The sequence below is a fragment of the Gulosibacter molinativorax genome (assembly GCF_003010915.2).
In the GTDB taxonomy this organism is placed as follows: Bacteria; Actinomycetota; Actinomycetes; order Actinomycetales; family Microbacteriaceae; genus Gulosibacter; species Gulosibacter molinativorax.
In genome coordinates this window covers 2,367,576-2,387,843 of record NZ_CP028426.1, presented here as the reverse complement: position 1 = coordinate 2,387,843, position 20,268 = coordinate 2,367,576, and the positions used below count along the sequence as shown (strand labels likewise).

Annotated in this window: 18 protein-coding genes; 1 reads left to right on the top strand and 17 read right to left on the bottom strand. The window is 66.9% G+C overall.

The window, feature by feature from the left end; all coding sequences use genetic code 11:
• Window positions 1–197 precede the first annotated feature (197 nt).
• From GMOLON4_RS10980 to GMOLON4_RS10930, 12 genes are all read right to left on the bottom strand, one after another.
• On the bottom strand, window positions 198–2,207 hold the full coding sequence (locus GMOLON4_RS10980) for an ABC transporter transmembrane domain-containing protein (RefSeq protein ID WP_245575437.1): 2,010 nt from the start codon (window positions 2,205–2,207) through the stop codon (window positions 198–200).
• 43 nt (window positions 2,208–2,250) lie between these two features.
• Window positions 2,251–3,423 carry a P-loop NTPase family protein gene (locus tag GMOLON4_RS10975; protein WP_245575438.1) on the bottom strand — a complete coding sequence of 391 codons (1,173 nt, stop codon included), beginning with the start codon at window positions 3,421–3,423 and terminating at the stop codon, window positions 2,251–2,253.
• A gap of 182 nt (window positions 3,424–3,605) precedes the next feature.
• On the bottom strand, window positions 3,606–4,574 hold the full coding sequence (locus GMOLON4_RS10970) for a hypothetical protein (protein WP_245575439.1): 969 nt from the start codon (window positions 4,572–4,574) through the stop codon (window positions 3,606–3,608).
• Window positions 4,571–5,245 (bottom strand): hypothetical protein, encoded by a 675-nt coding sequence (locus tag GMOLON4_RS10965; protein WP_265415366.1) that lies wholly within the window; start codon window positions 5,243–5,245, stop codon window positions 4,571–4,573. The genes GMOLON4_RS10970 and GMOLON4_RS10965 overlap by 4 nt, the downstream gene beginning before the upstream one ends.
• Window positions 5,246–5,449: 204 nt before the next feature.
• Complete coding sequence (locus tag GMOLON4_RS10960; RefSeq protein WP_051266805.1) at window positions 5,450–7,033, bottom strand: phytoene desaturase family protein; 1,584 nt, start codon at window positions 7,031–7,033, stop codon at window positions 5,450–5,452.
• Window positions 7,034–7,146: 113 nt separating this feature from the next.
• Window positions 7,147–7,416, bottom strand: coding sequence for a type II toxin-antitoxin system RelE/ParE family toxin (locus tag GMOLON4_RS16440; RefSeq protein WP_084147496.1), 270 nt, complete (start codon window positions 7,414–7,416; stop codon window positions 7,147–7,149).
• Between the two features lie 83 nt (window positions 7,417–7,499).
• Window positions 7,500–7,769: a hypothetical protein gene (locus GMOLON4_RS10955; protein WP_026936926.1), complete on the bottom strand. Its 270-nt coding sequence runs from the start codon at window positions 7,767–7,769 to the stop codon at window positions 7,500–7,502.
• A 55-nt stretch (window positions 7,770–7,824) separates the two neighbouring features.
• Window positions 7,825–8,277, bottom strand: a complete 453-nt coding sequence (locus GMOLON4_RS10950) for a DUF3817 domain-containing protein (RefSeq protein WP_084147497.1) — start codon at window positions 8,275–8,277, stop codon at window positions 7,825–7,827.
• A 120-nt stretch (window positions 8,278–8,397) separates the two neighbouring features.
• Complete coding sequence (locus tag GMOLON4_RS10945) at window positions 8,398–9,579, bottom strand: DMT family transporter (protein ID WP_051266809.1); 1,182 nt, start codon at window positions 9,577–9,579, stop codon at window positions 8,398–8,400.
• Between the two features lie 315 nt (window positions 9,580–9,894).
• Window positions 9,895–10,590, bottom strand: coding sequence for a phosphoribosylformylglycinamidine synthase subunit PurQ (gene purQ / locus GMOLON4_RS10940; protein WP_026936927.1), 696 nt, complete (start codon window positions 10,588–10,590; stop codon window positions 9,895–9,897).
• Between the two features lie 2 nt (window positions 10,591–10,592).
• Window positions 10,593–10,946, bottom strand: coding sequence for a phosphoribosylformylglycinamidine synthase subunit PurS (gene purS, locus GMOLON4_RS10935; RefSeq protein WP_084147498.1), 354 nt, complete (start codon window positions 10,944–10,946; stop codon window positions 10,593–10,595).
• Between the two features lie 83 nt (window positions 10,947–11,029).
• On the bottom strand, window positions 11,030–11,155 hold the full coding sequence (locus GMOLON4_RS10930; RefSeq protein ID WP_265576750.1) for a hypothetical protein: 126 nt from the start codon (window positions 11,153–11,155) through the stop codon (window positions 11,030–11,032).
• A 1-nt stretch (window position 11,156) separates the two neighbouring features.
• On the opposite strand from GMOLON4_RS10930, the gene GMOLON4_RS10925 reads away from it, so the two are divergent.
• Window positions 11,157–12,422: an AI-2E family transporter gene (locus GMOLON4_RS10925; protein ID WP_245575442.1), complete on the top strand. Its 1,266-nt coding sequence runs from the start codon at window positions 11,157–11,159 to the stop codon at window positions 12,420–12,422.
• A 193-nt stretch (window positions 12,423–12,615) separates the two neighbouring features.
• Here the strand turns inward: GMOLON4_RS10925 and speB are convergent, their stop codons facing one another.
• Genes speB through GMOLON4_RS10900 form a run of 5 tightly spaced genes read right to left on the bottom strand, consistent with a single transcriptional unit; the run spans window position 12,616 to window position 20,095 of the window.
• Complete coding sequence (gene speB, locus GMOLON4_RS10920; protein WP_026936928.1) at window positions 12,616–13,596, bottom strand: agmatinase; 981 nt, start codon at window positions 13,594–13,596, stop codon at window positions 12,616–12,618.
• Between the two features lie 55 nt (window positions 13,597–13,651).
• The gene (locus GMOLON4_RS10915) at window positions 13,652–15,292 is read right to left on the bottom strand and encodes a zinc-binding metallopeptidase family protein (RefSeq protein ID WP_245575445.1); all 1,641 of its coding nucleotides are present in this window, start codon (window positions 15,290–15,292) and stop codon (window positions 13,652–13,654) included.
• Window positions 15,289–16,935, bottom strand: a complete 1,647-nt coding sequence (locus tag GMOLON4_RS16490; RefSeq protein ID WP_026936930.1) for a thiamine pyrophosphate-binding protein — start codon at window positions 16,933–16,935, stop codon at window positions 15,289–15,291. The genes GMOLON4_RS10915 and GMOLON4_RS16490 overlap by 4 nt, the downstream gene beginning before the upstream one ends.
• The gene (locus tag GMOLON4_RS10905; RefSeq protein WP_084147499.1) at window positions 16,929–18,722 is read right to left on the bottom strand and encodes an amidohydrolase; all 1,794 of its coding nucleotides are present in this window, start codon (window positions 18,720–18,722) and stop codon (window positions 16,929–16,931) included. Before GMOLON4_RS10905 ends, GMOLON4_RS16490 begins: the two co-directional genes overlap by 7 nt.
• 2 nt (window positions 18,723–18,724) lie before the next feature.
• On the bottom strand, window positions 18,725–20,095 hold the full coding sequence (locus GMOLON4_RS10900; protein WP_051266814.1) for an MFS transporter: 1,371 nt from the start codon (window positions 20,093–20,095) through the stop codon (window positions 18,725–18,727).
• Window positions 20,096–20,268: the final 173 nt, after the last annotated feature.

The following is a 20,268-nucleotide window of genomic DNA, read 5'->3' as shown; positions in this document are numbered from 1 at the left end:
AATGTGGTTTGCCAACGAAGGCTGGTCACTGGACGGGCTTTTGAGGTTCCAAAACCCCGATTCGTGCCCAATCTTGCTCGGGGCGCGGGCGCCGTGCGCTCAGTAACCCCGATTCGTGCCCAATCTTGCCCGGAGCCCGGAGCCCGGAGCCCGGAGCCCGGAGCCCGGAGCGCAGCGAAGCGAAAACCGTCCCGCCGCTACTCTTCGTCCTCGTCGGCGTCCAGCAGCTCGTTCGAACCTCGGTCAATCATCCGCGCGGTGCGATCACGCGCCTCGTCGTCCTCGCCGTCGAGCTGCCACGTGCGATAGGACGCGACCAACGCATCCGGCTGGTGCGAGGTGAACAACACGACGCCGGGGTATGTCGCGAGCAGCTCGCGAAGCATCTCGACCCCGGTAGCGTCGAGCGACGCATCCACCCCCTCGAGTACGAGCAGCGGGGGAGTCCCGACCACGGCGCGGGCCACTTTCAGCCGCGTGACATCCGCGGTATTCCAGGGCACGCCGTCGTTCTTGAGCTTGGTCTTCATGCCCTTCGGCTCGCGCTCGAGCAACGGGCCCAGCCCGACTCGGCCCAGCACCCAGCGCAGCTCCCCGTCGAGGGCGTCGGGCTTGCGATAGGACACGAGACGCCGCACCGATCCACGCTCGAGCGGCAGCTGCGAGGACGCGAAGCCGACGAGTTCGCGGCCCTCCTTCATCGGCGCGCGGGTGTAGTCGAGCCCACCGATCAGGATGCGCGGCTCGCGGGGGCGGGACTCTCGCGGGGCGGCCTTCGGGTCGCTGTCGCCGAATTGGTCTCGGCGGGCCGCGTCAGCACCGTCCCGCTCAATCCCATCACCTGCATCCGATACACCTTCGTCGTCAGCCTCGGCCGTTGCACCGAGCAGATTTCGCACCACGGCGCGGGTATGCGCCGGATGCGCCGACTCGAGCAGGATGCGCTCACCCGGCTTGGCCTCGAGCGGGGGCAGCTCGACGCCGCTCGCCTCGAGCCCCTCGACGGTGAGCCCGCGATGTCCCGGCACGGGCTCCTGCGCGACGGACTTCCAGTTGCGCTCGCGGCGACGCTCCTGCCGCTTGAGATCCTGCGCGGCCTCAAGCATCGGGGCCAGGATGCGCCGGGCGGCTCGATAGTTCTGGCGATACTCGACGACGCGGCCGAGATCGCCAAGCGGCGTCGACATCACGCCCAGCAGCACCATGATCGAGGCGACATCGGCGACATCGATGACCCCGACGAGAGCAAGAAACACCACCGCAACGGTGCAGAGCGACGCCGCAGTGACGGTGAGCGAACGCACAAAACCGGTGACGCGCGCGCGGGCGACCGCAGCATCCACCACCTTGGCCGAGTTGCGGTCGACCGCATTGAGCTCGCGCTGCGTCGCGCCTGCGACGCGAATTGACTCGCCAGCTCGTACGGTATCGGCGATGTGGCCCGACATCTTGCCGCGGTACCGGCGGAGGGTTCGCGCGCGGGTGTGCGCCGAGCGCGCGAGGAACGGCATCAGAAGCGCCATGATCCCGAGCGGCAACGCGATCGCGAGCGCGACGGGCCAGTTCGTGATCGCGAGCACGATAATGACCGTCAGGATGAGCGGCAGCGCGGTCGCGAGCGGCACGATGCCCTGCGCGATCCAGTTGCGCACGGCGGTGAGGTCGTTGGATGCGCGGGTCACGATTACGCCCAGCGAGCGGTTCCCGACTTCCCCGAGGGCCGAGGCGATGAGGCGGCGGCGCTGCTCGTACACGTAGTCCTGCCCCAGTCGCTCCGCGACGATGCGCTCGAGCCAGCGCGCGAGGCCGATGCCGAGGACGGCGCCGACGAGTATGGACATGCCCACCCACGGGATGCTGGCGGTCGCGCTCGCAGCGTCCGGCGCGCCGGCCGAGCCCGTCGCGCCGGCCGAGCCCGTCGAGGTCGCGACCGTCTCGGCGGTGCTGAGCAGCGCATCCACGCTGAATGCCATGACAAGCGCGAGCGCGGCCTGCGCCACACCGAGCACGACGAGCACGACCATCAACCAGCGGCGCTTGCCGCGCCACACCGGCGGCATCTTGGTGGTTTGCGCGTCGGCGCTCCACTTCCGCGAGGAGCCATTCGAACCGCGAGCCCGAGCCCCTGGTCGTCGTGACGGGCGCTCAGCGTCGCCGGTTGCATCCTGTGCGTCGTTAGGACGCATCGTGGCGGTCTCCGTGGTCAAATTCGTTCACCCTTCGGGCCCTCGTGCGTCCTCAGCGCGGCAATTATTTCCGCAGCAGTAGCGACTCGGCCACCTCGGGGAGGCTGAGGTCGAAGGTGCCGAGCACCGGGGTCTCGAACTTCGCGAGCACATCATTCGCCTCGCGCGTGGCCAGCGGCGATGACGTCAGCACGCCCGAGGCCGCCGCGACTTTCAGGCCCACGTCGCACAGCTCGTGCACGCCGGCACGCGCGCCGAGCGCATCGGTTGCGGCGAACAGCACCTGGTCGATCGTGTTGTGGAAGATCGGGTCGCGCAGCAGCTTTGCGGTCTCATCCTGGAAGATGCCGTCCGCGATCTCGACCACCACCACATCCGTGTCGGGCTCCGTGAGGTGCTCGACGAGGTTAATCGTGAGCGCGAGGATCTCCTGCATGTCGAGCTGGAACGTCGTCGGGTAGCCGAAGTCGGTGAAGTCGAGCACCTTCGCGGCGCCAGCGTCGTGATAAATCATTGGGTCGTTCCCCGCGCCAGTGCCGGTGATCTTGCCGGCGGTGACGGTGCGGCCGGACTTCGCGAGGCCGTTGATGAGGTTTGCCATCACGGTCGACTTGCCAGAGTTCATCGAGGTGCCGAGGACGCCGATCACCTCGGGGCGCTCGCGCCTCTCGCGCGACTCGGTGACGGGGAGGTTCTCGAACGGTGCGAAGTCGTTGAGGTTAACGACGCCAGAGTGGTTCGCGAGGAGGCCGAGCGGCTCGATCTCAGTCGGCTCGCTGACGCGCGTGTGCGCTGCGACGACCTCGCCCGCGAGGCCACCCGCGGCGACCAGGCTCGTGGTCGCAAGGGAGTCGGGGACGTACGCGAGAAACTGGTCGGCGGCGTAGCGGTTGCCGTACGCGACCATCACCAGCGCACCTTCGAAGAGGATCGCCTTGCGGGAGGTGGGCGTCTCGATGCGCTTGTGGTTGCCCACGTTCGTGACGCGAGCGACAACGACGTCCCCAGAACGAGGATGCAGGCCGGGGCCGCTGAGGAGGTGGAACTCTTCAGGGTCGCGGCGGATGGCCTCGTCGACGAACCGGGTCGTGTACGCGGCCTGGATGCGCTTCGGCAGCTCGGTGCGGACGATGATGGGGATCGGGGCCGTGCTGATTCCAGCGGAGCGATTCGTGGCGCCGTCGGTGGTCTGCGAATTCTGGTTGGCCGTCGAGGCGTTCGGGAACACGGTGGTCATGAGTGGGCCTTTCACAAGCTGGAATTCGTCTTTCGGAAGAACTTCCATGAGTAAATCGTCGCGACATGAGACACGAATGAGGCACAGATTAGACCCTTCTCATGAGCGCATAAGAGTCTAAAAAATCCTGGTGAAAACGATTGGGGGTTCTTGAATTTGCTGATGAATTTTCGGTGAACGCGCTACGCGCTGAGCTGCCGTCCCACCGGGAAGTACGGGAGGTATGAGACGCCCGAAGTGTTGTACTTGAACTTGATCCCCATCACGACTTGAATCCCCACGTGCATCCCCCAGGCGGCGAGTGCGAACAGCTGCCCGAGCCGACGATCGATCAGCGACAGCGGCGCCCCGAGTTCAACGACCAGCGTCCCCACCGCGAGCACGCCGAACTGCGCCTTGCTGTTGTAGAGCGCCGCGGCGGCCTTGGGCGCCGGCGTCCCGAAGACCTCCTTGCGCACCGCATCCGCGGCAATCTGCTCGCGAAGCGTGTCGCCGCTCGCCCACGCCCAACCCTTCGGGCTGCGGATCTTCGCAATGCCCGAGATGAAGTAGATCGCGATCGTGCCGATGTTCATCGCCGTCGCGATGCCGCCGTAGGCGCGGTCGAACCGCTGCGGTGCGAGCCCCTGCCAGAGTGTTTCACCGTGGGCGGCGCCGGTGCGCAGGTGCGTGACCAGCGCATCCACCGAGAGGGCGTCGGCCGAGCGACTGAGGCCGAGCACGGCCTGGTGCAGCACGAGGCCGTTGTCGTTGTGGAAGATCATGCCCCACGAGTTGCGGTACGTCATCGTCCACAACTGCAGCGCGGCGTTGAGCGGTCCGGTGACACGATGCGCGATGCCGAGCGTCGTGAGCACGTTCGTGACCTGCGCGGCGCTGAACAGCGCGTCCGCGAGGGCAGGCGGCAGCGGCCGCTTCAAGATTCGGGCGACGCCAATTGGGGCGAAGCGAGACGGGTCCTGTCGGTGGAGCGTGTGCATCATCTCGCGACGGCGGAACTGGTGCACGGCGCCAAACGAGCCGACGCCGAGCCGGAGCACGGCCGGGCGCAGTGGCGTTGCGGCAGGGCGAAGCGTGTCCATGATGCGTTCGAGCGGCGCCCCGGTCGGCTGGTTCGGCTTGCCCGTGATGAGGCTGAGGAACTTGTTCATCGACGGGCCTCCTTCATGGCAGGGTTGGGCCGTTCGTGCTTTGGCAGTTTGGCTGGTGGATGCGCGAAGGCAGTTCCCCCGATCGGGCATTCGGCGTGGATGACCTCGGCTGCCGGATGCGTGGCGCCCGCAAAGTAGTTGTTGAAGACGAAGCGCGAACGGACGACGGCGACCGTGACGATATCGGCCTCGCGCTCGCGCCGCGCGTTGACCTCCGGGTTCGAGGATGCATTAGCCCGGCGCTGCTGCCGCGCAATCGACCCCGCATACTGCTGCGCAATCTCGATGGCCTTGCCCTGACGAACCCCGCGCGCGATCTGCTTGCGCACCTGGTTGAGGCCGCCCGCACCGAAGTGGCTATAGTGCGGCACGACACGTTCGCCGGTCGCGGTGAAGCCGACGACGTGCGGGACCACGATGCGGCCCTTCCGATCGGCCGAGAACATCGGATACGTCGACAGCGGGAACGAGTCCTCGTCGAGCTTCGCCTCATCGACCTTCTTGAGATCCCCGACGTAGTGCCGCAGCGGCGTGAGCAGCGTCGCAGCGAGGGATGCGTACCCCGCCAGCGCCCAGAGATCACGTTTCCGGATTGGCGCGCGATGGCCGCGCACCGATGTGGGGCAGGATGCCCTCCTCGGGCTCGGCGGTCTTGGCTGTTGGTTCGGCATGGCTTGCGCTCCTTGCTGGTTGCGGAAGGTTGGTCACGTTTCGGGGTTTGCGTGCGAAGGCTGGTCACGAACTGGGGTTTGCGTGCGAAGGCTGGTCACGAACTGGGGTTTGCGTGCGAAGGCTGGTCACGTTTTGGGGTTTGCGTGCGAAGGCTGGTCACGAACTGGGGTTTTCGGACTGATAATCCCGGGTTGTGACCAACCTCAGTGCGGGTGACGCTCTGAAGTGCCGACGAGGGAAGGGAAGTCGGCAAGCGCGGCGCGCGCTGCCCAAGCGCCGGGCATCCCGTGGACGCCTGCGCCCGGCGGAGTTGACGCCGAGCAGAGATAGAGGCGACCACCCGCTTGCTCCGCAGGCGCAGACGCAACGCGAGCGTCGTGGCGGCCAGGCGCATCCTCCCCGACGAGCCGATACGGATCCAACGTGAACCCGGGCCGGAAGATCGCCTGCATCCCGGTCATTGCGCCGCCCGCGACGTCCCCACCGATCAGGTTCGGGTTCCAAGCCTCGAGCTGCGCTGGCGAGGTCTCGTTCCGGAACACGATGAGATCGCGAAAGCCGGGCGCGAACCGCTCGATCTGCGTCTCGATTCGCTCGGCGACCTCGCCCGGGTACTGCTCCTCGTAGCCGTGCGGCACGTGCGCGTACGTCCAGATCACGGTGTAGCCAGCCGCCGGGCCGGATGCGCGCGACGGGTCGGCGACCTGCTGCTGGCCGACCATCACGAAGGGCTTCTCGGGCATGAGCCCATTCGCCGCGAGCGACTCCGCGCGCTGGAGCTGGCCTGCCGAGCCGGCGACGTGCACGGTCGTCGCCTGACCGACCCGAGCATCCGCCCACGGCACCGGCCCGCTCAGCAGATAGTCGACCTTGTGCGCACCCACGCCGTAGCGCCAGTGCCCGAGGCTGTGGCGCATCCGTCGCGAGAGCGCGTCGATCTGCGGGCCCTCAAGCCGAAGCACCTGCCGCGGGGTGAGGTTCAGCAGCGTCGCGTCGACCTCGGGCAGCGCGCGCAGGTCGGTGACTTCCGCGTCGGTGTGGATGCGCCCGCCAGCGGACTCGATCACGCTGATCAGCGCATCCACGATCGCCTGCGTGCCGCCGCGGGGCACGGGCCAGCCGCCGGTCTGCCCGAGACCGCCAAACAGTGTGCCGAACGCGCCCGTGAACGGCTGGTCGAGCGGCGCGATCACGTGCGCGGCGGAGCCCAAAAACAGCGCGCGGGCCGCGGGATTCTTGAACGCGAGGCGCGTGAGCGCGCTCGCGGAGGGCAGCGCCGAGGGTGCGAAGGCAGCGAGCCGCAGCGGATGCTTCGGGAACCTCAGCAGCGGGCCGAGCAGGTTCTCGAGCTGCGCGTCGACGTTGGCCGTGACCGGTCGGTGGATGCGCCGCCACGCGGTGGCGTCCGGGCCGAGTTCGGCGGCGGTCGCGTCGAGATCGCGGTGCAGCACGGCCGCGGGGCGATCCCCGAGCGGATGCGCGAGAGGGTACTCGGAGTGGAGCCATTCGAGGCCGTGCTGCTCGAGTTCGAGCTCGCGGAAGATGGGGCTCGCGACGCCAAAGGGATGCCCGGCGGCGCCGAGGTCCACGATCGTGCCGGGGCCGAGCGTGTCTCGCGAACGGGCGGCACCACCCGGTGCATCCGATTTCTCGTAGATGTCGATCTGCCAGCCTGCCTTGGCGAGTACCGCCGCTGCGGTCAACCCGTTCGGGCCGGAGCCGACGACGGCCGCGCGGCGGCCGGATGCGGTCGGTTGCACGGACGCGCGTTTGCCTCTGGAAAACATGGGAGTTCGCCTCTCATTTGCTGACAATCCCACAATGGTTCACGCGCATGAACCGCGAATGAGCCGACTATGAGAGCTCGATGAGAGGTGGGGCTGGGCTATCCTCAGAGAGGCTATTCTGCAAAAGGCACTACGGAAATATCCATTGCCTCATGCAACAGGCGCACCACCTGAACAATGTCGTCGGTCTGCCGATAGACCACGAAATGACGTGGGCTGGCGATGCGTCGCGCTGCCGGACTGACCTTGTTACGGGAGCCCCGCAGATGAAACGTCCGTAGGCCGCTTGCAAGGTCATCGCGTTCCCGTGATCCGAGAACTCGCGGATTGTCTCTTATCGATTCGATGGCTGAGACAATGAGAGCTTCGTACCCTCCGCGCACATCGTCACCGAAGTTCTTTCCTGACTACTCGAGCGTATTGATGATGTCTGCGCGCGCTGCAGGAGCGAGCACGAGTTTGTAGGTCACGGGGCGGGCTTGCCTGCACCATCGGAGGCGATCAGGCCGAGTCCTTGGAGGTACTCTTCAAGAGATTCGGCGGGGATCTCGATCCCTTCGCCACGGTCGAGCTCCTCGAGCCCGACATTTACTTCGGCCTTGAGTTCTGCGTAACGGGTGTCGTCGACGTCGGTTGTGGTTTCGAGGGTGGCAATCAACGCGTGTGCGACCTCGGCGCGCTCAGAGCGCGAGAGTGTCCGCGCAGCGCTAAGCACGTCTTCGAGAATCGATTTCATGAGGTCAGTCTACGGCGGCGACTTAAAATTCGGCAGGCGTTGAGAGATGCGGTTACTAGTTCGCGAGCGAGGGCGTCAGGATGAACAAGAACGCGGCAATCGCGGTGGCCGCCTGGGTGATCGGTCGCGACATCGTCCAGCGCACGACACCCGCGAGGCGCGGATGCAGTTCGCCATGTTCGCGCTCAACTTCTGGCGCGAACCAGCTCGCGGAAACCAGATCGCGACGGTGCGCAAACCAATCGAATAGCAGCGTGAAGAACGGCGGGACAGAGCTCGCCCACGCAAGGAAGAACATCCACCAGCGCCAGCGGGCGTTCACGCCCACGACCGTCGACACGAAAAGGTAGAGCAAGAACGCGGTGCCGTGCGCCGCGCCCGCGAAGGCGACCAGCACATCCCCGAGCTCGGGCGCCCACACGTATTTCGTCAGCATCGCGACGATAAGAAATGCCCACGTGCAGGCCTCGATAGTTGAGACGACGTGAAGGAGGCGTGAGGGATGCATCCGAGTTAGCTTACCGGGGACCGGTGGATCGACGCGGCCGTGCCCTTGGCTCGTTACGCGCCACCGCCCTCGATACGCTTCGCTACTCGGGGTACGCTTCGCTACTCGGGGTACGCTTCGCTACTCGGGAGTTTGCCGCCGCTCGCGCTCCGCTCGCGCGCGATCCGCGGGGCGACTGCGGCGCCGCGCCGACGCATACGACGTGAACCAGACCGCGAGGATGATCGCGATGATGCCGACCCACTGCAGCACCGAGATCTGCTCACCAAGAATCAGCACGCCTCCGAGAATCGCAACGAGCGGCTGCGTGAGCAGCAGCATCGAGCCGGTGGATGAGTCGAGTCGCGGCAGCGCGCTCGAGGTCGCGACCCAGCCGATCACCTGGCTGAGCAGCGCCATTACGACGAGGATGAGGAACGGTTTGAGGTCGGGAGTGAAGTTCGGTGCGCCCCAGGCCGAGGCGACGGCAGTGCCCACGACCATCGCCGACAGCGAGGACAAAAACACGTAGGTGGATGCGTGACCGGTTGCCCGGGCGCGGCCGATGATCATGATGTACCCGGCGTAGGCGAAACCGCCCGCGACCGCGAGCATCACGCCGAGGAATGTGTCGCCCGTGAAGTCGCCCTGCTCGATCACGCCGCTGAGCAGTACGACGCCGCCGAGCATCACGGGAATCGCGAGCACGAACGGCATCGTCAGCTTCTCGCGGAAGATCAGCAACGCAAGCAGCGGCACGATGATGACCTGCAGATTACCGGCGACGGTGGCGATGCCTGCGCCCGCCAAGAGCACCCCGGGGATCCAGAGGCCGACGTCGAGGCCGAAGAACACGCCCGCGAGCAGGTGCAGCAGCACGTCGCGGCCGCGCATCCGCCCGTTCAAGCGCCACTCGAGAATCGCGAAGATGCCGAGCGGGATGAGCGCGATCGCGAACCGGAAGAAGACGGCGGTTGCCGCGTTCTCGCCGGAGAGCGTCGTGAATACGGGGTTGAGCCCGACCGCGACCGACCCCAGGAGCGCGACGAGTCGCGCATCCACCTTGTTGAGAAACCCGAATAGGTTTTTCGGGACGGGCTGCCCGGCCTCCTTGAGGCGGGCCTCCTCCTCGAGCGAGATCGAAGTCGTGATCGGCGTCGTCGAGGTGCCGAGCACCGGTGCGCTCATGAGCTCGTCGACAGCCGGCGCAGGGGAGATCGGCACACCCGTCACGGAGGTGTTGATGCGCTCGACATGGTCGTGCTGACTCTCGTGCGGGGTGACCCACTTGGACCGATCAACTTCGCCGAACTCTTCGCGCATTTCACCTCATTCTGTTGGCTTAAAGCCTAGGTGGAGCGTCGATTTCGCGAACTAGCCAATGAATGAATTGTTGGCCACCGCTTTGTGCGCGGGTACAAGCTCAGGGCGCCGCAGAAAAGTGCACGTACGAGCACGACACGCGGCGACACGCCGGCGACTCTCCTCATGCGTGCACAATTTTCTTTGGCGGGGCGAGCTTCCGTCCGCAGGCCGGTCACTGGATGCAGTCCCGAGCTCGCCCGGTACATCTAGTGACGGATCTCGGAAGGTGGGAGGGCTCGAAGACGGGAAGGAAGGCGCGGAGAGCGCCGCCCCTTACGCCGCGGCGAGGGAGCGCAAGACGCTCGCGAACATCCCGAGGCCGTCGACGCCCGAGCGCATCCGCTCAGAGGTGTCGGGGCCGTAGCCCGGCTCGACCGCGTGCTCCGGGTGCGGCATAAGGCCGACGACGTTTCCGGCCTCGTTCCGCAGGCCCGCGATGTCGTTCGCCGAGCCGTTCGGATTCGCACCGAGGTAGCGGAAGGCCACGAGGCCCTCGCCCTCAATGCGCTTCAGCGTCTCGTCGTCGGCGATGTAGCCGCCCTCACCGTTCTTCAGCGGGATGACGATTTCCTCGTCCTTTTCGTAAAGCGAGGTCCACGGAGTGTCGACGTTCTCGACGCGCAGGCGCTGGTCACGGCAAATGAAGCGGCCGTGGTCGTTGCGAATCAGGCCGCCGGGCAGCAGGTGTGCCTCGACAAGCATCTGGAATCCGTTGCAGATGCCGAGCACCGGCAGGCCTCGACCGGCCTGTTCGACGAGCTCGGTCATGATCGGCGCCTGGGCCGCGATCGCGCCGCAACGCAGGTAGTCGCCGTAGCTGAACCCACCGGGCAGAACCACCGCATCCACGCCCTTGAGGTCGTGGTCGGCATGCCAGAGCGCGACGGCCTCGCCGCCAGCGATCTCGACCGCGCGCTGGGCGTCGCGGTCGTCGAGCGAACCGGGGAAAGTGATGACACCAACGCGCATTGCTACTCGCCCTGCACGTTCTGCTGGGCCTGCTTGTCGCTGGATGCACCGGTCGGCAGGAAGCCGTCGTCGGTCACGGTCTCGGTCTGCGCGGGGTCGAAGGGCTCCTCGTCGGCGACCTCGATCGAGATGACGTCCTCGATCACGTCGTTCGAGAGCAGGTTCGCGGCGAGCTCGGCGATCTCCTCGAGCAGCTCCGGGGTTGCCTCGCGGTCCGTCGTGATCTCGAAGCGCTTGCCGATACGCACATCCGTGAGGTACTCACGACCGTTGCTGGCGAGCGAGCGCTGCACAGCCTTTCCAGCGGGATCAAGCAGTTCCTGCTTGGGCATGACCTGCACGAGAATCTTCGGCATCGGCACTCCTGAGACTAAGTCGGCGACGTTTGCTCACCATCCTACCGGCGGATGCGCGGCCCGCGGCACGAGCGTCGGCCCGGTCAGGCGGGGTCGCGGATGCGCGGCTCGCGGCACGAGCGTCGGCCCGGTCCGACGAGGTCGCGGATGCGCAGAATGGGCGCAGCGGTGGATGCGACGGTCGGGGAGATGCGAAAGGATGATGACATTGTGACGGATGTGAACGGAGATGCTATGGCGGGGGAGTCGGAGACCTGGTCTGAGGGCGAGCTTCGGGAGGAAGCCGACTCTCGCGCGGTCAACGAAGAGGAGCGGCGGCAAGGGCGCTTCTCGAATCTGAAGAATCCCGCGGCGCCGTGGACGGACGGCATGGGTATCATCTCGGTTCGCTCGCTGCAGCTGCTGATCGTCGTCGCGGCCGTCGCGCTCGTCACGCTCGGGCTGCTTCAGGTCACGATCGTGGTCATCCCGGTGCTGCTCGCGCTCATCATTGCGTCGGCGATGGAACCTGTCCTGTCGTGGCTGGGCGAGCGGCGATGGCCACGGGCCCTATCCACCGTCGTCGTGCTGCTCGCGGTGGTGGTCATTTTCGGGGGACTCATCTGGATCGTCGTGGAACAGGTGCGCAGCCAGTGGCCGACGCTGTCGCAGACGGTAGCCGAGGGTGTCGAACAGACCCTCGTCTGGTGGAACACGACGTTCCCGCAGTTTGAGCTAAACACCACCGCGATCAATGATCTGTGGGGCACGATTCAGGGGTGGCTCGCCAACCTGAACTACGGCGCGATCGGCTCTGGGTTCGCATCCGGCATCGGTAGCGTGGCGTCGTTCCTTACTTCACTCGTGCTGTTCATCGTGGTGCTGTTCTTCTTCCTGAAGGACGGCCCGAATATTTGGTCGTTCCTGATCAAGCCGTTCAAGGGCGCGCAGCACCGCCGCGTGGAGCTCATGGGCTCTCGTGCGGTGAACGTCATGGGTGGTTATGTACGTGGCACCGTGATCGTCGCGCTCGTGGATGCGATCTTCATCGGCCTGGGCCTCGTGTTTGTCGGCGTACCGCTGGCGCTGCCGCTCGCGCTGGTCGTCTTCGTGTGCGCGTTCATCCCGGTCGTGGGTGCGACGCTCGCCGGTGTCGTCGCCGCGCTCGTGACGCTCGTGACCAACGGGTTCTGGCCTGCGGTGATCGTCGTCGCCATCGTGGTTGTCGTGAACCAGCTCGAGGGCAACCTGCTGCAGCCGATCGTGCTGGGACGCTCGCTCCGACTGCACGAACTGGTGGTTCTGCTCGCGCTGACGACCGGGACGATCCTCGGTGGCATCGTCGGCACGCTGCTCTCGGTGCCGATTACCGCCGTGGCATGGGCGCTCATCAAGGCCTGGAACGAGCCCCTGCCGGAGCTCGAACGAGATCCGGACGGCGACTCGATTCGCGACCGCCTCCGCGAGCGGTGGAGGCGCACAAAGCTCGCCGACTAGCGCCCGGCCGGCGAGTATCTCGCGAGCCTCGCCCGCTCACTGAGTGCATCGCGGAGCGATTTGCATCGAACCAATCGATGACACAGCAAAGCGACGCATCAGGGAAAACCCTCGATGCGTCGCTTTACCCGTACTCGGGAACCGTCCTCGGGAACCGTCTTCGGGAACCGCCCCTCGACGCGTCGCTTCGCTCCTACTCGGCAGCAGCAGCTGTGTGCGCCGCCATCACCGAGAGCAGCTCGTACGAGACGTGCGCGGCAGCGATGCCTGTGAGCTGCGCGTGGTCGTACGCGGGTGCCACCTCGACCACCTCGGCGCCGACGACGTTGCACGCGCCAAGCGCGCGCAGCATCCGTAGCAGCTCGCGGCTCGTCATGCCGCCGGCCTCGGGGGTGCCGGTGCCAGGGGCGTGCGCTGGGTCGAGCACGTCGATGTCCACCGAAATGTACACCGGGCGGTCGCCGACACGCTTGAGCATCCGCTCGATCGCCGAGGGCACGCCCTCGTTCTCGATCTCGACGCTCGAAATGATCGCGAAGCCGAGGCGCTCGTCGTCGCGCAGATCCTGCTCGCCATACAGCGGCCCGCGGATGCCGACGTGGAGGCAGCGCTCGAGGTCGAGCAGGCCCTCTTCGCTCGCGCGGCGGAACGGCGTGCCGTGGTTGGTGTCCTCGCCGAAGTACGTGTCCCACGTGTCGAGGTGCGCGTCGAAGTGAATCACCGCGATCTCGCCGTGGTCCTTGTACACCGAGCGCAGGTTCGGCAGCGCGACGGTGTGGTCGCCGCCGATCGTGAGCAGCTTCCGGCCGCCCGCGCGAAGCTCGTTCGCGGCCTGCTCGACCGCGGCCATCGCGTCGTGGTTGTTGTACGGCGTGACCGCAATGTCACCGGCGTCGACAATCTGTGCCGACGCGAACGGCGCCACACCGGTCGCGGGGTTGTACGGACGCAGCAGGCGCGAGGATTCGCGGACGTGCGCGGGACCGAAGCGCGCGCCCGGTCGGTAGCTGACGCCCGAGTCGAACGGGACGCCGACGACGGCGATGTCCGGGTTCGGCACCTCCTCGATGCGGGGGAGACGCGCGAAGGTGGCGATGCCGGCGTATCGCGGCGAGATGCTTGCGTCGGCGGGGCCGACCTTGCCGGTGTCGTAGGTGACGTAGTTTTCGGCCATGGGTGAGTCCTTTCGAAAGGAGGGGAGACAGGAAAGCGTTGAGTGGGAAGCGCGACTAGCCGAGTGCCCCGGCGCCGAGCCAGCGGCGCTTGCCCTCGGCATCGCGCACATACTCCGGCCACGCGAGCTCGACGGGCGGCTCGAAGTCGGCGGGCAGCAGCGGCGCCAGCGAAGCCTCGGCCGAACGACGCGAGAATTCCTCGCCGGCGCGGGCAAGCGCATCCGAGTCGAGCAACAGGTCGATGAAGGTGCCCGCGACGGTCTTGCCAGCGACCTCGATCGTCGGGTCGATCGCCGCGGGGATGCCGCCGAGCGCGTTCATGACCCACCCCGGATAGGCGCCGCGACCGGGCGCGGGCTTGAGCGCGGGGCGCGAGATGTAGAACCGAACGGTCGGCGCGTAGTGCGTCATCTCGACGTAGTCGTCGCTCGTCCAGTTGCGCTGCCAGGCCGGCATGTGCTCGCGCAGCTCGCGCTCGGCATCCTCAGGAGAGATGAGGCGCTCGCACTCGTCGAGGAAGGGCTTCGCCATCGGCTCGATGTCGAGCTGGCGCTGGATCTCCTGCGCCGCGGCAATCGCATCCTCACCGTAGGTAGGTGCCCCGACCTGCTCGAGGTTGCGGTAGAGCACGTCGGTCATGACGTGGTTCGTGAGCCCGGGCCGCGAGCGCGCAATCCACGTGTCGTTGACGCGGCAGTGCGCCATCGCGGCGGCATGCTCGGCGTTGCGGTCGAGCACCGCGAGCACGTGCTCGGCCATCTCGATGTCCGGCGTGCGCCACGAGTACTGGATGCGCGCGATTCGCGCGGGCAGGTTGTCCGCAGTCGCCTGGCCCGAGGACAGGATCGCATCCGACAGGCTCCAGCCGCCGACGCTCGGGAGCATCGCATCCTGCATCATCCGCGACGCCGAGTGCATCTGCATCAGGGCGATATTCGCGCCGGGGGCACGCGCGGCCGAGTGGGATGCGGGAATCGGCGAGTTCGGGTTGGCGGTGAGCTGCCAGGTCTCCGGCTCATCGCACACGAACTCATACACCTTCGAGTAGTACGCGCCGCACTGGGTGTCGAGGCGCGCGGTGTTGCACAGCGGCAGCATATAGAAGGGGTGGAAGCTCACGATCGCGTCGACGTTGTCGTAGTAGCCACGCAGGCCGTGGACGACCTTCGAGCCGTGCATCTTCTCGGCGGGTTCACCCGTATACCGCAGCGATCCCGGGATGCCGTGCTCGCGCATCGCGTGCTGGGTCGCGAGCAGTCCGGCGAGGGTCGAGATGCCGAGGGCCGAGTGCGGGTCGGTGTGGCCCGGGGCCTCGGCGGGCAGGCCCTCGCGAGGCGCGAGGTGTGAGGATGCGGATTGACAGTTCCCGGGGACGGCGTCGTATTCGGCGTAGGTGAGCAGGCGCGGGCCGGCACCGTTGCTCCACTCGGCGCAGAACGCGGTGGGCATCCCGGCGGAACCGGCCTCGACCTCGAAGCCGCGCTCGCGCAGGAGGTTCACGTACCACGCGGCCGATTCATGCTCGCGCCACGCGGGCTCGGCGAGATCCCAGATGCGCTGGTGCCAGGCCGACAGCTCGGGCATGTGCTCGTCGATCCATTCGCGGGCGGTGGCCTTGGCGGCGTCCGTCAGGTTGGCGGCATCGGTCAGCGGCGCTACCTCGTTCTGGTTGGTTAGTGCGGTCGGCTCGCTCATGCGGCGTCAATCTCCTTCGATTCGAATTCGGCGAACGGAACGTGGATGAAGTGGCGGCCGCCCTCGGCGATCGCGCGGCGGATGCTCTCGGTCACCTCGGCCGGTGAGGATGCGGTCGACCCTTCCCAGCCGAACGCATCCGCGAGCTGTGGCCAGTTCGGCTGCACCAGCCGGACGCCGATCGGCTCGATACCGCGGTCGGCCTCGTTCTGCTCGATCTCGCGGTAGCCGCCGTTGTCGACGCACACCACGACGAGGTCGAGCGACTCCTGGCTCGCCGTCATGAGCTCCTGGATCGAGAACATGAGGGCACCGTCGCCGATCACGGCGACGACCGGGCGCTCGGGGGCACCGAGCTTCGCGCCGATCGCGGCGGGCAGCCCGTAGCCGAGCGTCGCGTAGGTCGCCATGTAGAGGTACGAGTTTGGGTGGTTGAGCGGCACGTGGTTCGCGGTGCCGTAGTAACAGACCTGCGAGGAGTCGGCCCCGAGGACGACGTTTTCCGGAATGGCCGCGGCGATCGCGTCGCTTAGGCCAGCGATCTCGGGGCTCCATTCGCGCGATTCGCGCTCGATCTCCTCGCGAGCCGCCGCGGCCCGGTCGGCGCCGGATGCGTGGGATGGGCGGGCTGCGTCGAATGTGCTCTGTGCCGCGAGCCGCTCGCGCAGCGCGGGCACGATCGACCGCGAGTCGCCCCGGATGCCGACATCCGCCGGCAAATTCTTATCGAGCTGGGAGTCGAGCCGGTCGACGCGGACGACCTTGCCGCTCGGCTCGAGCGGACCCCACCACAGCTCGGCCTCGCCGATCTTGGTGCCGATCGCGAGTAGCGCATCCGCCCCGTTCACGAGCCGGTGCGCCGCCTTGAGCCGCAGCGTAGCGCCGACCGCGAGCGGGTGCGTCTCGGGGATCACGCCGCGACCATTCAGGGAGGTGACCACCGGCGCATCCAGCAGCTGGGCGAGCTCGAGTACCGCCGCCGAAGCCTGCACCGAGCCGCCACCCGCGAGAATCACGGGGCGCTCGGCGCCCGCGAGGATCTCGGCCGCGGCCTGGATGAGTTGGTCGTCGCCGGCGGCGGGCGCGGGCGCGGGCTTTGCCTCGAGGAGCTCGGCGGGGCAATCGCTCTCGCCCTCGAGGATGTTCAGTGGCACCTCGATGACGACGGGTCGCGGGCGGCCCGTGCGGAAATGCTCGAACGCGTCGTGGACGGCCTGAACGGCCTCGGTTCCCGAGCGAACGCGGCGAGCCCACTCCGACACCGCGGCGGCTGCGGCCACCGAGTCCTTGGTCTCGTGCAGGGAGCCGATGTCGGCGAACTCCTCGCCGAGCGGGACACCCGGCGTGAGCACGATGAGCGGCCGCGACTCGGCGTAAGCGTTCGCGACGCTGCCGAGTGCGTTGAGCATCCCGGGGCCGGAAGTCGTGATGACGACGCCGGGCAGGCCGGTCTGCAGCGACCAGCCGTCGGCCCCAAAGCCCGCGCCCTGCTCGTGCCGCGTCGTGATCCAGCGGATGTCGAGCTCGGGCAGGTGTCGGTAGAACTCGAGGTTGTGCGTGCCGGGAATGCCGAAGACCGTGTCGATTCCGTAGTTGCGGATGGTCGTGAGGATGTCGCGACCGACGTTTGCGGTGACTACCACGATGCGCTTCCTTCCTTCGTTGCCGATGTTGCCGTTGCCGTCGCTGCGGCCGTTGTCGTTGCCGTTGCCGTTGCCGTTGCCGCTGCCGCGGATACCGCCGCTGCCGCCTGCTCGGCACTATCGAACTGTGCGGTGCCGCCGACCCAGGTCTGCAGCACGGGAATGTCCTGAATCGTGGTCGGGTCGACCTCGAGGGGATTCCCACCGAGCACAACGAAGTCGGCGCGCTTGCCGGGGGTGATCGAGCCGAGGTCATCCTCGCGGCCGAGCGCCCGAGCGCCCGCGATCGTGTGCGCGGCGAACGCGCTCTCGACCGAGATGCGCAGGTTGGCGTCCCCGAGCTGCGCGCCGCGGGCGGTCGTGCGGGTCACCGCCGTCTGGATCGCCTGCAGCGGCAGGGGATCGGCGACCGGTGCATCCGAACTCAGCGTCACGGGCACGCCCTCGGCTTCGAACTCGCCGAGCGGGTTGAAGCGCGCTCCGGCCTCGCCGATCGCGTCGACGACGCCCTCGCCCCAGTTGTAGTAGTGCTGGGTCTGGTTCACCGGATGCACGCCGAGCTTCGCCATGCGCTCGATCTGCTCGGAGCTCGGCAACCCGCAGTGCTCGATCCGGTGCCTCGCGTCGGGGCGAGGATGCGCATCCTGGGCCGCCTCGATCGCGTCCAGCACCATGCCGATCGCGTCGGGCGACTGGGCGTGCGTCGCGGTCTGCAGCCCCGCCTCGTGGGCGCGGCGGATGAGTTCGGAATACTCGGCGGGCTCGTGGTAGAGCATGCCCGTGCGGCAGGGATCGCCCGCATAGCCGTCGGGGAAGTACGCCGTCCAGCCACCGAGCGTGCCGTCGGCGTAGAACTTGAACCCCGCGAAGCTGAGGTAGCCGTTGCCGAAGGCCCCGCGCATCCCGATCTCGAGACCCTCGTCGAGCAGGTGCGAGAGGAAGTACATGTTGTAGCGAATCTTGAGGTCGCCCGTGTCGGCGAGACGCAGGTACATGTCGAATTCGCGCCGCGTGACCTGGCAGTCGCCGACCGCCGTGACCCCGCCGCGAAGGAAGGAGTCCTGCGCGGTGCGGAGCTGCTCGATGTGGTCCTCGATGCTGTCACCGAGGTGGAGGTTCGGGCCGTGGTTGCCGATCTTGACGCCCTCGACGCCGGTCAGGATGTTGCACGCCGCATCCGACAGCTCTCCGGTGAGCTCGCCTTCGCTGTCGCGGAAGAACTCGCCTCCCGGCGGGTTCGGGGTGTCGCGCGTCACGCCGTATTTCTCGAGCGTGAAGCTGTTCACGACGCCGCCGTGCCCGGAGGCGTTCATGAGGTAGACCTCACGATCGGTGGCGACCGCATCCAGCTCGTGCCGCGTGGGGTGACGCCCCTCGGCGAGGTTGCGGTGCTCGTAGCCGTAGCCGCGGATGGGGCCGTCGCCCGTGGTCTCGGCCGCGCGCTGCTGGAGCAGCGCGACGATCTCGGGGATAGTTGCGGCCTGGCTCGGCCCGCAGTCCACCCACATGCGCATTTGGCCGTGCATGAGCGGATGCGTGTGCGGGTCGATGAAGCCCGGGGTGATCGTGACGTCGCCGAGGTCAAGCTCGCGAGGGGCGGTCAGGCCGAGGAAACCGGCCGCATCCCGGCACTCGTCGGCGGTGCCGACCGCGACGATCCGCTCACCAGCGATGAGCATCGCGGATGCGCGGGGCGCGTCCTCGTCCGCCGTCAGAATGGTCTTGGCGGTGACGAGGAGCGGCGTCCAGTCCTCGCGCGGTTCGTCGAAGGTATGAATCTTCCGCATGGCTACTTCGTGGCACCGTTCGTGTTCAGGTCGACGGCACCGTCGGTCGTAACCGCCGCGGTGCGCGGGTCGAAGACGTAGTCCTTTTTCTGCGGGGCGAGGAAGAGGCAGACGATGCTGATCGCGGCCATGATGAGGAACATCGTGATGACCGACCAGATCGAGCCGGTCTGCTGGAAGAGCCAGGTCGCGACGAGCGGCGAGAAGCCTGCCCAGATAGCGTTACCGAAGCTGTAGGACACCGAGAGGCTCGTCTGGCGCGACTTTGCGTCGAACATCTGCGCCATGATCGAACTAAGCGGTGCCCAGGTGCCGTTCATCGCGACGCGCGTCAGGGCGAAAAGCACGAACATGATGCCGAGGTTCTCGGGTGACATCGTGAGGAACATCGGGATCACGAGCACCGAGGTGATGACGAGGCTCCAGAAGAACGTCTGCTTGCGCCCCACCTTGTCGGCGAGGGCACCGATGAACAGCGTCGAGATGAGCTCGCACAGCGCGGCCACCGAGAGGACGGTGAGCATGTCGTTCGCGTCGATGCCGATTCCAAAGGATGGCTCGGTGCCGTACGAGGTCGCAAAGGTCGTGACGATGTAGTAGCCACCGGTCGAGATCGGGATGAGGCCCATCCCGATCAGGATCGCCTTCCAGTTGCGCTTGACCGCATCATTGAGGGGGTTCTTCTGCACGCCGCCCTCGGCCTGCTGCTGCTCGAACACTGGCGTCTCTTCAACGCGGTAGCGAACCCAGAAGCCCACCGCGATCAGCACTGCCGAGAGTAGGAACGGGATGCGCCAGCCGCCATCGAGGAGGAACTGGTCGCCATTGATGGTGAGGAGCGCGAAGATGCCGGACGCGAGGAGCGCGCCCATCGGGTTACCGAGCTGGGGGAACGCGCCGTAGAGGCCCTTGTAGCGCTCGGGCGCGTTCTCGACGGACATGAGCACTGCGCCGCCCCATTCGCCGCCGACCGCGAGGCCCTGCATGGCGCGAAGGATGAGCAGCATGATCGGGGCCCAGATGCCGACGTTCTCGTACACCGGGAGGACGCCGACGAGGGTCGTCGCGACACCCATGAGCAGCAGCGTCAGCACGAGCGAGCGCTGGCGGCCGATGCGGTCACCGATGTGGCCGAAGATGATGCCGCCGAGCGGGCGGAAGAGGAAGCCGATCGCGTAGGTCGCGAACGACGCGAGAATTCCGGTGACCGGGTCTGCTTCGGGGAAGAAGATCGGCCCGAAGACGAGGGCCGCAGCGGTTGCGAAGACGTAGAAGTCGTAGAACTCGATCGAGGTGCCCACGAAGGATGCGAAGCCAGCCCGGATCGCGCGCTTGTGTGTGAACTCCTGGACGGGAGCTTGGGGGGAACTCATGAGGGTCGAACCACCTTTGGTTTGAGTTTCATGGCGTCAGCCAGTCATATTTGGCACTCAGTGCCAATGCGAAACGGCAATTTTGCTTTTATCTTGATTCCGCTCGGCAGAGTTTTTGAGCAATCTGCTTGTGGATGTGTCTATCATCAACGATGTTGCTTCAAATTGCAATG